Annotated in this window: 12 protein-coding genes; 6 read left to right on the forward strand and 6 right to left on the reverse strand. The window is 62.8% G+C overall.

Features of this window, described 5'->3' with window-relative positions; translation table 11 throughout:
• Positions 1-233: 233 nt before the first annotated feature.
• Positions 234-1,628, reverse strand: coding sequence for a protoporphyrinogen/coproporphyrinogen oxidase (locus CHB84_RS20595; RefSeq protein ID WP_089303316.1), 1,395 nt, complete (start codon positions 1,626-1,628; stop codon positions 234-236).
• Positions 1,629-1,844: 216 nt separating this feature from the next.
• Between CHB84_RS20595 and CHB84_RS20600 the strand changes: the two genes are divergently transcribed.
• The gene (locus CHB84_RS20600) at positions 1,845-2,588 is read left to right on the forward strand and encodes an SDR family NAD(P)-dependent oxidoreductase (protein WP_089303317.1); all 744 of its coding nucleotides are present in this window, start codon (positions 1,845-1,847) and stop codon (positions 2,586-2,588) included.
• A gap of 107 nt (positions 2,589-2,695) precedes the next feature.
• Complete coding sequence (locus CHB84_RS20605) at positions 2,696-3,976, forward strand: cytochrome P450 (RefSeq protein WP_217898665.1); 1,281 nt, start codon at positions 2,696-2,698, stop codon at positions 3,974-3,976.
• A gap of 79 nt (positions 3,977-4,055) precedes the next feature.
• Here the strand turns inward: CHB84_RS20605 and CHB84_RS20610 are convergent, their stop codons facing one another.
• The 5 genes from CHB84_RS20610 to CHB84_RS20630 all read right to left on the reverse strand — a co-directional run bounded on the left by CHB84_RS20610 (position 4,056) and on the right by CHB84_RS20630 (position 9,970).
• Positions 4,056-5,078, reverse strand: coding sequence for an alpha-ketoacid dehydrogenase subunit beta (locus CHB84_RS20610; RefSeq protein WP_217898667.1), 1,023 nt, complete (start codon positions 5,076-5,078; stop codon positions 4,056-4,058).
• On the reverse strand, positions 5,075-6,100 hold the full coding sequence (locus CHB84_RS20615; protein WP_089303319.1) for a thiamine pyrophosphate-dependent dehydrogenase E1 component subunit alpha: 1,026 nt from the start codon (positions 6,098-6,100) through the stop codon (positions 5,075-5,077). Before CHB84_RS20615 ends, CHB84_RS20610 begins: the two co-directional genes overlap by 4 nt.
• Before the next feature lie 67 nt (positions 6,101-6,167).
• On the reverse strand, positions 6,168-7,832 hold the full coding sequence (locus tag CHB84_RS20620) for an AMP-binding protein (RefSeq protein WP_089303320.1): 1,665 nt from the start codon (positions 7,830-7,832) through the stop codon (positions 6,168-6,170).
• Positions 7,833-7,883: 51 nt separating this feature from the next.
• Positions 7,884-9,548, reverse strand: coding sequence for an acyl-CoA mutase large subunit family protein (locus CHB84_RS20625; protein WP_089303321.1), 1,665 nt, complete (start codon positions 9,546-9,548; stop codon positions 7,884-7,886).
• Positions 9,545-9,970, reverse strand: a complete 426-nt coding sequence (locus tag CHB84_RS20630; RefSeq protein ID WP_089303322.1) for a cobalamin B12-binding domain-containing protein — start codon at positions 9,968-9,970, stop codon at positions 9,545-9,547. Before CHB84_RS20630 ends, CHB84_RS20625 begins: the two co-directional genes overlap by 4 nt.
• 222 nt (positions 9,971-10,192) lie before the next feature.
• Here CHB84_RS20630 and CHB84_RS24095 point away from each other — a divergent pair, with 222 nt between their 5' ends.
• The 4 genes from CHB84_RS24095 to CHB84_RS20650 all read left to right on the forward strand — a co-directional run bounded on the left by CHB84_RS24095 (position 10,193) and on the right by CHB84_RS20650 (position 14,072).
• Positions 10,193-10,534 carry a 2Fe-2S iron-sulfur cluster-binding protein gene (locus tag CHB84_RS24095; RefSeq protein ID WP_089303323.1) on the forward strand — a complete coding sequence of 114 codons (342 nt, stop codon included), beginning with the start codon at positions 10,193-10,195 and terminating at the stop codon, positions 10,532-10,534.
• A 33-nt stretch (positions 10,535-10,567) separates the two neighbouring features.
• Positions 10,568-12,325, forward strand: a complete 1,758-nt coding sequence (locus CHB84_RS20640) for a PEP-utilizing enzyme (protein ID WP_089303324.1) — start codon at positions 10,568-10,570, stop codon at positions 12,323-12,325.
• A 122-nt stretch (positions 12,326-12,447) separates the two neighbouring features.
• Positions 12,448-13,851 carry an aromatic ring-hydroxylating oxygenase subunit alpha gene (locus CHB84_RS20645; protein WP_089303325.1) on the forward strand — a complete coding sequence of 468 codons (1,404 nt, stop codon included), beginning with the start codon at positions 12,448-12,450 and terminating at the stop codon, positions 13,849-13,851.
• Complete coding sequence (locus CHB84_RS20650) at positions 13,836-14,072, forward strand: hypothetical protein (RefSeq protein WP_217898668.1); 237 nt, start codon at positions 13,836-13,838, stop codon at positions 14,070-14,072. The genes CHB84_RS20645 and CHB84_RS20650 overlap by 16 nt, the downstream gene beginning before the upstream one ends.
• Positions 14,073-14,077: the final 5 nt, after the last annotated feature.

The raw sequence follows: 14,077 nt of genomic DNA on the forward strand, positions 1-14,077 counted from the left end.
CCGGGCCCACCAGCTCCACACCCTGCTCTCTGGCCTGCTCCAACAACTGCTGCGCCAGCTGCTGCTGATCCACCTCATCAGTCACAGACTCCAGTATTTCGGTCATGATTCATCCTTCCCGCCAAGCAACGCTCGGCGTGTCGAACCAAGACCAGATCCACCGTTAATCAGACAGACCCCGTTCGGGTTCCTTGGGGCACGTGCGGCAGGGGTTGCCACCTGACTGGTTGTCATTATTGAGACTGCGTCGGCGTCGCGCGGAACACACCCTTTGACGTCGGCATGCGGTGGGAGAACAGCTCGACGACACGGGTTGCGGCTTCGTCGCCGCTTACCAGGCCGCCGTTCAGCCCAGGAATGCGGTCCAGGTCGCTGGCAAACTGCACCCGGGCGGTGCGGTCGATTCGCTTGCGGTACTCGGAGATCCGGGCGAACCGGCCACGGTCGATGGTGGGCACGGATTCTGACCAGCGGACAACGGCGTGCTCCTCGAGGTCTCCGCTGAGGTCGCCGTGGTAACGCTTGAGCCGTTCCAGCGCGTACTCGAGGGTCTGCTCGTTTGAGTGACCCTCGGTCCGTTCAAGATACTCGTGCGACAGCAGGATGGTGACCAGTCCCTTACCCGCCGGTGCGCGACCGGGCGCCTTGTGATGGTCGTTGATAACCGCGATGGTGTCCGGGTCCTCGTGCGGGGAGATCAGGTAGAACGTCGCCGGGTCCGTAGGACGACGGGCGAGGCCGAGGCACACGCTGCCGAGCCGTCGGTACCTGGTCGAGGCGTAGAGGTTCCGGGTGTTGTCGTCCATCTGCGGGTACATCGCGAGGGCGGGCTCCGCGGTGGCGGCGATGACGCAGGTGTCGAACGTCTCGGTCCTTTGGCGGCTGCCGGGGGCCGTGTAGGTGACCTCGACCTGGGACCCGTTGTCGGTCACGTTCTCGACCGGGTGGCTGAGCCGGGTATCGACGAAGGTGGCCAGCCCTTCCGGCAATCCGGCCACGCCTGATGTGAGGTTGTAGACTGACTTCACCAGCATGTTGCGGATGGTCCAGAACAGGAGGTTGACCGAGGTCTCCACGTCGTCGGCGACCCAGGTGCCGCTCACCAGTGGCCGTCCGAGGTACTGTAGGAGCTCCTCGTCGAGGGTTTCCCTGCAGTACTCGCGGACCGTCTTGTGATCGGTCTTCAGCAGAGCGTCATAGTCGTAGTAGCCGAGACCCTTCCGGTGACGGATCACGTCAGCGGCCAGCTTGAGTGCCCGCAGCTTAGAGCGGATCGAGAGTGCCGGGGTGCGGATCCCAGAAACCAGTGGTTTGGCGAGCGGGATGTAGTGGTTCAGCCCGCCGCGGGTCATTGCCATGGTGGCCGGGACTTCGGCCAACTCATGGGTCAACCCGATCTCATGGATCAGCGCGATGGCGTCCCCGTAGGTGCCAAGGTACACCGCGGTGCCGAGATCCATCAGGAAATCGCCCTTGCGGATGGTCCAGATCCGCCCGCCGACACGGTCGCGGCTCTCGAAGACGGTTGTGTCGAAGCCCGCTTGTTGTAGTCGATACGCGGCGGTCATCCCGGCTATGCCGCCACCGACCACGGCGGCGGTGCTGTGCTGACTCGAGGTCTTGGTCATCGAGGAGCCTCCTAGGTAGGAACCCGGCCGTCGGGGGTGGCCCCGGCTCGGTTGGGAAACGGGGAGGGTGTGGCATGTGCTGGTCCGTCTGCAGAACGGTCATGCGCTAACTGAGAATAATAGTGTACGCAATAATTGACAACTCGAGTATGATCAGCACAGTGAGAGGTTGGGTCGAGACCGAGAAGACCGAGATCCGAGGAGATGAGGGTGGTCATGGGCGAAGCATTGGTGACGGGCGCAGGTCAAGGGATCGGGCGCGCGATCGCACATCGGCTCGCCTCGGACGGATACTCGGTGACGGTCGTTGACCGTGACGAGACCACGGCGAAAGTCGTCGCGAACGATGTCGATGGAAGAGCGACGGTGTGCGACCTGTCGGACTCCTCCGCAATCGAGGAGCTGGTCACATCCGTTCGAAAGCTCGATGTGCTCGTGAACAACGCGGGCATCTTCCCGCCCTCGCCACTGAAGGATCTGACAGCCGAGCGGTTCCGCCACGTCATGGACGTGAACGCCATCGCGCCCCTACTGTTGACGCAGCGACTACTCCCGCTGTTGTCGGATACCAACGGATCGGTGGTCAATGTCGCATCGATGGCGTCGAAGGTGGCGATGCCGGGCGCCGGCGCGTATTCCCCGTCCAAGGCGGCGCTGGTCTCGCTTACCAAGCTGTGTGCTGTGGAGTTTTCACACTCGGGAGTCCGATTTAACGCGGTGGCTCCCGGTGGTGTGCTGACCGAGGGCACGGCGCAGTACACTGCTGATCCGGACCGTGAGTCGCGCTTCAACGCGGTGCTTCCGCTCGGACGTCGGGGGTCGCCTGAGGATATCGCCGATGTCGTATCATTCTTCGCTTCCCCGGATTCCCGCTACATCACCGGACAGGTGCTGTATGTCGACGGCGGGTTGAGCGAGGCAACGATCCCCTTTCTGCGGGCGGCTCAGGACGGCGGGTAGCTGTACCGGTCGTAGTCGTGCCGACTAGAGGTTGTTTTGTGTATACTCTACTATTAGAGTAAACTTGTGGTTGTACCGAATGACGAGATTTCCGCGAAGGGGAACCCGTGGACGTGCATGACCCCGTTGCAGAACTGTTCGCCGCGAAGCCGGACGCGGTTCGGTGCCCGCACAGGGCACATGCGTTGTTGCGTTCCGAAGCGGCGCCGCGCTGGATCGACCGTATTCAAGCATATGCCGTCACCAGGTATGCCGATATCGTTGAGGTGCTTAGAGCGCCCGAGAAGTTCTCCTCAGTGATGGCGAGTGGACCGGGATCCGTGACGCCATTGGCACGCAGGTTGATCGAGAGCCCCGAAGTGGGCGAGGACCTGCGAGCGAAAGCGCGACGGCGGGTTGAGATTAGCAAGTCGACCGTGCTGCTCAACGCCGACCCGCCAGTGCATCTGCGGCAGCGAAAGCTGGTCAACAAAGCGTTCACCGCGCGCCGAGTTATGGCCATGGAGCCCTCGGTGGACAAGATCGCCCACAATCTAATTAGCAACTTCATCGGCACCGGGCGCGCCGAGATGGTAGCCGACTTCTCGATTCTGCTACCAATGACGGTGATCGCCGACATCCTCGGTGTCCCCAGTGAACTGCATGCCACCTTTAAGCGCTGGTCGGATGCTTTCGTGGCTGGTGCGGGGAGCATGGCGCTGTCCGATGAGGAGATCGGCGAAATCTTTGACCAGGTGAACGAGTTCTATGACTACTTCTCCGAACAGATCGAGCGGTGTCAGCGGGACCCGACCGATGATCTTCTTTCCGCGATCGTGCAGGCGCGGATCGACGGTGAGACGCCGTTGACGCACGACGAGATGCTCCAGATGCTTGTCCAGTTTCTGGTGGCAGGAAATGAGACGACGACGAACCTGCTGACCTCGATTATGTTCTGGTTGCTGACCGAGCCGGGGCTAATGGCGGCCGTCCGCGCTGATCGCGCGCTCGTCCCCAAGGTGGTCGAGGAAGTGCTCCGGCTCGAGGCGCCGATTCAGGGACTGTTCCGGACGGCGACTGAGGATTCCGAAGTCGGCGGCATCACCATCCCGAGCGGCTCCAACCTGTTCCTTGCCTATGCCGCGGGAAATCGTGACGATGCCGTGTTTGCCTACCCGGATACGTTAAAGTTCGACCGTTCGGGCGACGGTACTCATCTTGCGTTCGGTAAGGGCGAGCACTTCTGCCTTGGCGCTCCAATCGCGCGGCTCGAGGCTCGGGTCGGTATCAATGCGTGGCTCGACCGCACTAGCGAGATCATGTTGGACTGCGCTCCGGAAGACGTGGAATATCAGCCGAGCTTCGCGTTGCACGGCATCAAGAGCCTTCCGCTGCGGTTCGCTGCGTAGATGCGTTTGATAGCAGACGGCGGGGCTGGTAAGACTCCAGCCCCGCCGTCGCACTCGTTATGCTCGCTGTGAGATCAGCTCAGTAGCCGAGTAGCTCTCGTGCCGTGTCGGCGAGTTCGTCCGAAGTTGGGAGGTAAGATAGCCCGGAAGGCGCGTACGGTGCGGGGTGGTATCCCGCGCCAAGCCGCTTTACCGGCGCGTCGAGCTTGCCGAACAATTCCTCGGTGATTCGTGCGGCGATCTCAGCGCCGGGCCCGCAGAACGTCGTCGCATCATGCAGCACGATCGCCTTGCGTGTCTTCGCGACCGAGTCCATGACGCTTGCCATGTCGAGCGGGATCAACGTGCGCAGGTCGACGACCTCGAGGTCGATGCCCTCGTCGGCGAGGGTCTCTGCGGTTGCGAGCGCGGTGTGGACGGCTGGCCCGTAGGTGATGACGGACAGGTCGGCCCCTGGGCGCTTGACGTCGGCTTCTCCGAGCGGAATGCGGTAGTCGCCGACGGGCACCTCCTGCTTCTGGCTGAAGGCGAGGCGGACGTTCTCGATGAATAGGCACGGGTCGTCGTCTGCGACGCAGGACGCGAGAAGTCCCTTGGCTTCGATCGCGGTTGAGGGCATCACGACCTTGATGCCCGGAGTGTGCATGAACCACGCTTCGAGTGACTGCGAGTGTTGTGCGCCGAAGCGTTGCTCGCCGACAGTGGTCCTGATGGTGATCGGGATCGTGGAGTGGCCGCCCGACATGTACCGCAGCTTCGCGGCGTGATTGGTGATCTGGTCGAGGCACACGCCCATGAAGTCCATGAACATGATCTCGGCAACAGGCCGGTAACCGGCTAGCGCCGCGCCGATCGCGGTACCGATGATTGCGGTCTCGGAGATGGGGGTCGCCCGTACCCTGCCGGTCCCGTATTTGGACGACAGTCCGCGTGTCACCTTTAAGACGCCGCCAGCCGGATCGGCGATGTCCTCACCGAGCAGAATGACCTTCTCGTCTCCGTCAAGGGCGAGGTCGAGCGCGGAGTTCATGGCCACCGCCATGGTCATCCGCGTCGTCTCGTCCTGGCTTGTCGTTGTCGTGCTCTCTGCTGTCGTCGTCACAGTGCTGACACCACCTTCTCGTCGGCGAAAACGTCTGTGTAGCGCTCGCTCGCGGCGGGCTGGGGACTGTCTTGGGCGAACGCGAACGCGTCCTCGACCTCCGCGATGACCTCCTTGTCGACCTCCGCGAGCGCCTGCTCGTCGAGCACACCCTCGTCGAGGAGCCAGCGCCGGAAGGTGGGTGCAGGGTCGCGCTCGGTCGCGGCGGCGAGCTCGTCCGTAGGCATGTAGGAGTAGTCGGAGGAGCCAGAGTGTCCCGTCAGCCGGTAGGTCTTGATCTCGACGAAGGTCGGCCCGCCGCCGTTGCGTGCTCTGCCGAGTGCGGTGCGCAGTTGTTGTGCCGTTGCAATGGGGTCGAAACCGTCGACAGCAAGCGACGGCATCGCGTACGCCTCCGCTCGCGCCGCCAGGTCGGTGGACGCGGCGTACTCCGCAATGGGAGTGTGCTCGGCCCACTGGTTGTTTTGGCAGACGAAGACCATCGGAAGGTTCCATAGACTGGCGAGATTCATCGACTCGTGGTATGCGCCGATCGAGGTTGTGCCGTCGCCGAACACGGATACCACGGCTCGAGCGGCCCCATCGAGCTGCGCGGCAAGGCCAAGACCTGCTGCGATGGGGATCCCGGAGCCGACGACGCCCGTGCTGGTCACGAATCCGACGGACTGGTCGTGGATGTGCATGGCGCCGCCCTTGCCCTTGGACGTGCCGTCGGCGCGGCCGTAGATCTCGGCGACGATGCTGCGCAACGATGCCCCTTTGGCCAGGGCATCGCCAAGGCTCCGGTAGTTGGAGACCAACTGGTCTTCTGTCAGCATGGCAACTCCCATCGCGGCGCAGGCACCTTCAAGGCCCCTGACCGGATAGAACGCCGACTTGAGGCGTCCTGCCTTGACTTCGCCTACCGCATGCTCTCCGGTCGAGGTGATTAAGCGCATCGTCCGGTACATCTGCGTGAGGTCTGCGGTCGACAGGGCGGTTTCCGCAGCGTCGGCTTCCAGCGCTGACTGCGCATGGACCATTGTCCGACCTCCTGTTTCGGGGATGGGGGTTCTATATACTCTACCATTCAACTGTTGGTACCTGATGTTAATGTGATTCGCTGCCTGCGGCGCTGAGTTCGATGATCTCGCGCTGGTCGGCGAGTTCTCTGAGCCGGAACTTCTGGATCTTTCCGGACGGCGTGGTCGGCATGGTGTCGACCAGGAACCAGCGACGAGGGATCTTGCTCGACATGAGTCGTTGCCTGGCGAAGGCGAACCAGTCATCGGGATCGGCTGTCGCCGAGGGGGACAATCGGACGAAACCGCACACCTGCTCGCCCAAGTAGTCGTCCGGCAGCCCCACGATGGCGATCTCGCTGATCTGGGGATGTTCGGCGAGCACATCTTCGATCTCGCGAGGATAAATGTTCTCTGCCCCTCTGATGATCATTTCCTTGAGTCTGCCGGAGACGTGCACGTAACCCTGCTCATCCATGATTCCGAGGTCACCAGTGTGCAGCCAGCCATCATCGTCGATCGTCGCGGCGGTCGCGTCTGGCATGCGGAAGTACTCCTTCAGGGTGGTGTAGCCCCTGAGGTAAAACTCGCCAGTCTCGCCACAGGGCACGATTTCTCCGGTGGCCGGGTCGACGACCTTGACTTCGACCTGTTCAAGTGGCTGTCCCGCCCGCTCCGACTTGGCCTCGAGCGAGTCGTCGATGTGGGCTTGCGCGATGACCCCGCTCGCCTCGGTCTGGCCGTAGCACGGAATGAACGCGCAGCCAAAATCGCGCTCGACTCGCCGTACGATCTCGGGAGAAAGCGTTGTTCCCCCTGCCATGAGAACCCGCACCGAGCTGACATCGCGGTCGGCGAACGTCGGATGTTCCATCATGGCTAGTGCCATGGTGGGAACGCTTGGGACGAAGGCGGGGCGCTCGGACTCGATCAGGTCGAGCATCAGCTCTGGTTCGAATATCGTAATAATGTGAGTCGCGCGATTCCAGACCGCACCGATGGCGCCGAAAGCGGAACCGCCGAGATGGAACATGGGCATGCAGTTGAGCCACACCGACTCTTGCGGAAGATCAAGCCTGCGGCCGAAGAGATGTGAGTTGTTGCACAGCGCTTGATGTGTGAGGACCGCGCCCTTCGGGTTGCCCGTTGTGCCCGACGTGTAGAGAATCATCGCGGGATCGTCTGGCCGTACGTTGGGTAGCGTCGCGTCCGCGTGAGGGCTATGCCAGAGGGGGGAACGGGTGTCGAAGCCCATCACGTCCCGCAGGGCGGGAAGCTCACCGCGCAGCTCATCGACGACAGCGCGGAGGTTCCTGCCCCGGTACTCGTCGGCCACGACAACGCCCACCGCGCCGGACTGGCTCAGCGCATAGCTGAGCTCGGGGCCAGTGTAGGCCGGGTTGATCGCGACGACGATCAGTCCGGCCATGACGGCACCAAACTGCACGATCTCCCACTCCGCGACATTCGGTGCCCAGATTGCGAGTCGGTCGCCCGGCTCGTAACGCGCGGCAAGGTTGCGGGCCACCTGCTCCGTGAGCGCCAGCAGCTCACGATATGTCCAACGGGTTCGTGCCGCCGGGTCGGCGACCCCCGCGACAAGGGCGGTGGTGTCCGGCGAGTCCGCCGCCGCCTCGCGGAGCAGTTCGCCGATAGTGACTTCGCGAAGGGGCACCGAATAGTCCGCCTCCCACAGTGACTGCGTCAACTTGCGCGAGCGCGTCGTGGCGCTGGCATCGATCGTGGGACTCATCGCTTCTCCCAGTGCGGTTGTGTCGTTGGGGCCATGTCACGCTCGTGTCGGTCAATGGAATGGAGACGAGAGCACGCCGAAGGGGTCATAGGGATAGCCGAGCGCCAGCCGGAACGTGCCCCACACCTCCCCGATCGTCGCGTCAAGCTCGAATGCGTCAATCATGGCGTCGAGGCAGTTCTCTCCCCGCGCCGCCGTGTCGTGCAGCGCCCGTATCGCGGCGCTGAGCGCGGCTTGGTCGCGCGTCGACTTGCGTTCCGTGAACGCCTTAACGTGCTCAGCGATCGAGGACTGGTCGAAGGAGAACCGGGCCGGCCGGTGCTCGTCGGGCCGCGCGAACGTGTTGACGCCAACGAGCACGCGCTCGCCGGTGGCCAGTTCACGTTCGATTCGTTCATTGGTCTCGTCCATCAGCGACTCAATCCAGCCTGACTCGACCGCCGTGAACAGCCCCATCCCTTCAATGCGTTCAAGCAGGTCGAGTGCTGCGGACTCGACGTTGTTGGTCAGTGTTTCGACGTACCAGCTGCCGCCGAGCGGATCAGCCGTGCGTGCGGCACCGACCTCGTGTGCCAGGATCTGTTGGGTGCGAATGGCAATTTCCCGTGCCTCGTGGGTGGGAATACAGATCGGTTCGTCGTACGTGCAAGTCTCGACGGACTGCACGCCGCCGAGGATGGCGGCGAGTGTCTGCACCGTCGCCCTGACAATGTTGTTGTACGGTTGCTGGTAAGTGAGCGAGCGACCAGACGTGTGGCACGCCATACGCAGCCGGAGGCTGCGAGAATTCGTTGCGTTGAACCGTTCGGAGAGTGTGCGTGCCCAGACACGCCGCAGCGCGCGATATTTGCCCACTTCTTCGAAGAGATCGATATCCGACGTAGATACCCATGCGAGGGACGGTGCAATGTCGTCCGCGGTGACGCCGCGTTCGGCGAGGTCGTGCAGGGTTTGGTTGACAATCGCCATTCCGACCGCAATCTCACCGGCCGGAGTGAGGCCACGCTCGCGCAGGTTGTATGCCTGCGGGAAGCCGCAAGCCCACCGGGGGCTGTGCCGGGCGACATACTCGAGGCAGTCCACGGAGGCACGATGCGCGAGCCGAACCGGCATGATCCGCTCGCCGTATCCGGTCAGGTTGAGCTGGACGTGGTCGGGCATATGCGAGCCCTGCAGCTTGTCGAGTGACAGTCCCTGCCTGCGGGCCATGGCGGCCAGCATCGGATAGAGCAGTACCGTGGAGTGCCAGGCGATATCCGTCTTGGTAACGTCGATGCCGTCGAGCAGCTGTTCAAGATCGGCAACGCAGGCGAGCGTGCACCCCTCCCTTCCTACCTCGACGGGGAAAGTGGGATGATCGGGGTCAATCGCCTCTTGGCTGAGCGTGTCGAGCACAATGTCGAATCCGGGGGAGCCCGCTGAGCGGGCGCGGGCAAGACCATCCCGGGTGTCGGCGGGCGTGCCGTAGCCAACGATGTTACGCAACGTCCACATTTTGCTGCGGTACATGTCCGGGTAGGAACCCCTCGCGTAGGGGTAGGTGCCGGGGTCGCCAAGGTTGCGCTCGTAGTCCAGCTTCGGCGCATCCTCGGGTCCATACCACGCTCTAGTCTCAAGCCCTCCCCAAGTGTTGGTACGGGATAACCGTACCGAGACGTTCTCGCTCCCGTCTTGTAGCCACTTCGGCGTGCTCTCGGTTGCGGGGCGCTCGGTCATGACGCCGCGCGATCTCTTGCTCGGGGTAGGTCGGTCAAGAAGTTCATGATCTCCTCGGTTGTAGAACTGGGGCCGAATACCGCTGCCACACCGGCGTTGAGCAGGGTTGGCTCGTCATCGGGATGGATCAGCCCGCCGACCATAAGCGGCACGTCCGCCACTCCTGCCCGCCGCATAGCCGCTAGCAACGCAGTCGTGTGTGGCACGTACGTGCTGGTGCTGAAGCTGACTCCGACGACGTCGGCGTCCTCGACTGCCACGGCATGGGCCATGCCGTCGGGACTGTTGTGTTCACCAAGGTAGACGATCGTGACACCGCGATCACGCAACAGCCGTGCAAGCGTGCGTAGTCCCTTGGAATGCACATCGACGCCGAGCATTCCCAGCACGCATCTGATGTCGCTGCCGCTTGCGCTGCGCATGCCACTCCCTTCGTGCGCGGTGGCCGACGGCCACGTCGGTACCGGTGCTACGCCTTTGAGTCTATCATCTAGTCGCAAGATAAATTATTTAGCCGTAGAGCGCTTGGCTAGCAGACGGTTGACTAGTATAGTGGTAGAAAATATATACATGAACTATCTCGTCGACGACCGAACGGGAAGGTAGGCGTGGAAGGCTGCACGGATCGACAGGACAGAGTGTCCATGGCGACGAGTGCCCAGTCCGCCGACGGTACGGCAAATTCCGTCCGAGTTGTTCCTTCGGAGATCGAGATCGATGTACGGCCAGGCGAATCGCTCATGGCCGCTGCGCAGCGACAAGGCTACCGCTGGCCAACGGTATGCGGTGGGCAGGGGACCTGCCGAACCTGTTTCGTTCGGGTAGAGAGCGGCGAGGAGGGGTGCGCTCCGATCGACGATCTCGAAGAAGAGGGTATCCAGGCGCTGCGCAGACCCGTCGACGGACGTACGAGGCTCGCTTGTCAGCTGCGCATTGAGGAAGGTCCGGTCACGGTCACGAAGCGTGGTGTGCGACCGGCGGACTGAGTCCAGCGGTGGCACGCCAGGGAAGGAGTCTCGATGGACCGATGGCTGACCGATACGGCCACCAGTCCCCGGTTCCCGCTGTTCACGCGAGCCAATGCTGATGAAGTGGGGCCTGAGCCGTTTCCGCCGCTGACTTGGACACTGGCATGGGAGCAGGCCGCCGTGCCCGGCACTGTCGATGCCTGGGTCAACCTGGGCGCATTCCGGCGCGAAGAGTTCGCCGAACCTGTCGCCGAGGTCTACGGATGCTGGGGTGGCTACCTATACAACCAGGTCAGTATTGGGCGGGTCTTCGGGCAACGGGCGCCGGGAGCGAATCCCGACGATATCGACCGCATGTACTTCGGCTCGAACCCGGAGGTTCCGGCCTATGTACCGCATCCCGGTGACTCCGACGAGGAATGCTCCGAGGCGGTCGGGCAGGTTCTCGCTGCCGCGCTGTCAGCCGAACGTCTTCCGTACGCCGAGGACCTTGTTGCGGAGTCGCGTTCCTGGCGCACCGCGCGCCCGGACTTCGCTCGTCTCAAGGACCACGAGCTCGTCGCCCATGGCCGCGCGGCTTGTGAGCGGTTACGGCGCGCCTGGGACGTCTACATCCAGGTCGTTATCAACGCCTCAGTCGGCCCGGCGGCCATCCATGCTATTGCGTCAGGAGTCGGACGCCCCGAGCATGCCGTCGCTGCCGTTACGGCGGTGGGCGATGTTGAGTCCGCGAGGATGAATCGGCAGGTGTGGGACCTCTCGCGCCTCGTACGTGGCTCGTCCGAGCTGACCGATGCATTCGACGCTGGCACCGCTGGCCTCCTCAGCCGGCTTGCCGCGCCGTCCGCGTCCTCTGAGACGCCTGAGTTCCTTGCGCGCATTAGAGCGTTCTTGACGGAGTTCGGTCACCGCGGTCCGAATGAGTACGACCTTGCTTCCGATACCTGGGAGACCCGTCCGGTGATCGTGCTGAATATGATCGACCGAATCCGTGAGCAGGGTGACGGCCAGTCACCCGAGCGCCGCGTCGGCATCGGAGCGTCGATGCGCGACAAGGCCATAGCAGAGCTCGAGGATCTCGCCGCATCGGACGCACAGACGTCGGCTACGCTCGCGGCGGCCATCCGGTCCAGCCACCTCTTCTACCGGATGCGCGAGGCTTGCAAGGATGCGCTGGTCCGCGCCGTGCACGAGGTGCGCCTGCCGTTCGTTGAGCTCGGCAGGCGCGCCGAGGCCCGGGAGGATATTGTCGCTGCGCACCATGTCTTTCAGCTCTGCGAAGCCGAGCTCGATGCGTTCGTGCGCGATCCTGAGGAGTGGGAAGGCTTGCTGGCCAATCGGGCTGCAGAGTTCGCGAAGCTGGCAGACCGGGTGCCGCCGTACACCGTCATGCACGGTGTAGAGGTGCCGCCGATAAGTAGCTGGCCGGTCAGAGGCGCGGCATCCCCCACCCGGTCGGATGTCGCTGAGGAGCGCGGTGCGCTTCAGGGGGTGGCGGCGTCGCCCGGAGTCGCTGTCGGGCAGGCGAGGGTTGTCGGTGATCTCTCGGAGGTGGAAGAGCTGAACCCGGGGGAGGTCTTGGTGTGTGCCTCGACGGATCCGTCCTGGACGCCTCTGCTAATGGCTGCCGCCGCGGTGGTCTGCGCGGTTGGTGCACAGGGCAGTCACGCCGCCATTATCAGCCGGGAGCTAGGGGTGCCGTGCGTCGTGTCGGTGCGTCAAGCACTGCACGAGATCAGGACCGGGGACAGGCTCACCGTCGACGGGTCAGCTGGCACCGTGATCGTCAATACGGCCTCGGCCCCGTGAGTACATGTCGAGCGTCGTCGCGGCGGTGGGCGCTTGCCATGCGAATTAACTCGATTGACAAATAGTCTAATGTACGAGTACATTGCCAATTAGCGCGTTGTCGTACCTGTTGAGGAGAGTCAATGACGACGGTGCCCACCGATGGCGGTGGCCAGCCTGAGGGCCCCAGCGTACAAGAGTACCTCGACCGTGACACGAAACCTGTCCCCGAGACTCTGCGCTACAGTGCGAATGACCAGACCGACCCTACCGACATCCCGATCGAGCGCTATACCTCCAAGGAGTTCGCCCAGGTCGAGATGGAGAAGATGTGGTACCGGGTCTGGCAGTTTGCCTGCCTCGAACAGGAGATTCCCGAGGTCGGTGACCATGTGATCTACGAGATCGGCGATATGTCGTACATCGTGGTCCGGACAGAGCCGGATACCATCCGCGCGTACGTGAACGCGTGCTTGCATCGGTCACGATTGCTGCGTGACCGTGGTGGTACTGTTCCGGAATTGCGTTGCTCGTTCCACGGCTGGACGTGGAATCTCGACGGCTCGATGAAGAATTTGCCCTGCGCGTGGGACTTCCCGCATGTCGACAAGGACAAGCTCACGTTACCCGAGGCTAAGGTCGGTACCTGGCGGGGTTTCGTATTCCTCAATCCCGATCCCGATGCCGGGCCGTTATCCGAGTTCCTTGGCGACTTTCCCGAGAAGTGGATCTGGCCGATCGAACAGCGCTACAAGGCCGTTCATGTCGCGAAGGTCCTGCCGCTGAATTGGAAGGCGGCGCAAGAGGCGTTCATGGAGACCTACCATGTCATCGCGACGCACCCGCAGATCATGACGTGGACGGCAGACGCAAACTCTCAGTACGACGCCACGAGCGACCAGCCGCACTGGAACCGGATGATCAACGTCCAGGGTGCGCCGAGCCCGCATGTGGCCGATTTCGTTGAGGAACAAGACGTCCTAGAATCATTCTACGCGGCCCGGACCTTCTATTCGGTTGACGCGGGACGAGATCTCCAGGCCGGCGAGGAAGGGATCCCTGATGTGCCAGAGGGGTCATCTGCTCGTGCGGTCCTCGCCGAGGCCATGCGAAAGCAGCTATCTGAGTTGTCTGGAACGGACTACTCAGACTACTCTGACAGTGAACTGCTTGACACCGTGCAGCACACGGTTTTCCCCAACTTCCATCCGTGGGGCGGATTTAAGAGCAACATTTGTTACCGGTGGCGCCCGAACGGCTTCAATCCTGACTCGTGCATCTTCGAAACCATCATCATGGCGGACCCGCCACAGAGCGGTGAAAAGCCGCCGCCGGCCAAAGTTCGTTGGGTGGATGAGGACGAGAAGTTCTCTGATGTTGAGGAACTAGGCCTGCTCGGCCCGGTGTTTGATCAGGATATCGACAACATGCTCTTCGTCCAGCGTGGCATGAAGGCGACCCGCAAAGCAGGACTCACCCTCGGGCAGTACCAGGAAAGCCGAATCAGGCAGATGCACCATACCCTCGGCAAGTGGATGGAGAAGTGATGGCTGCCGCGAAAGAGCTCACCGACCCACTCACCGGACAGGTCTACGCGATGACCGAGGATGGTTTCGTCGAAGTCTATGACCCATCCACCGGTCAGCGCGGTATCTTCAATGAGAAGGGCGAGTGGCAATCGGGCGAACTAAAGTACGCCAACCGGCAACTACTCGGCTGGATGGGTCGAGCGGCCGCGCGGCAGGCCATGCATCGGGAACGCGGCTGACGAGC

Origin of the sequence: Haloechinothrix alba, assembly GCF_900188115.1 — a bacterium.
In the GTDB taxonomy this organism is placed as follows: domain Bacteria; phylum Actinomycetota; class Actinomycetes; order Mycobacteriales; family Pseudonocardiaceae; genus Haloechinothrix; species Haloechinothrix alba.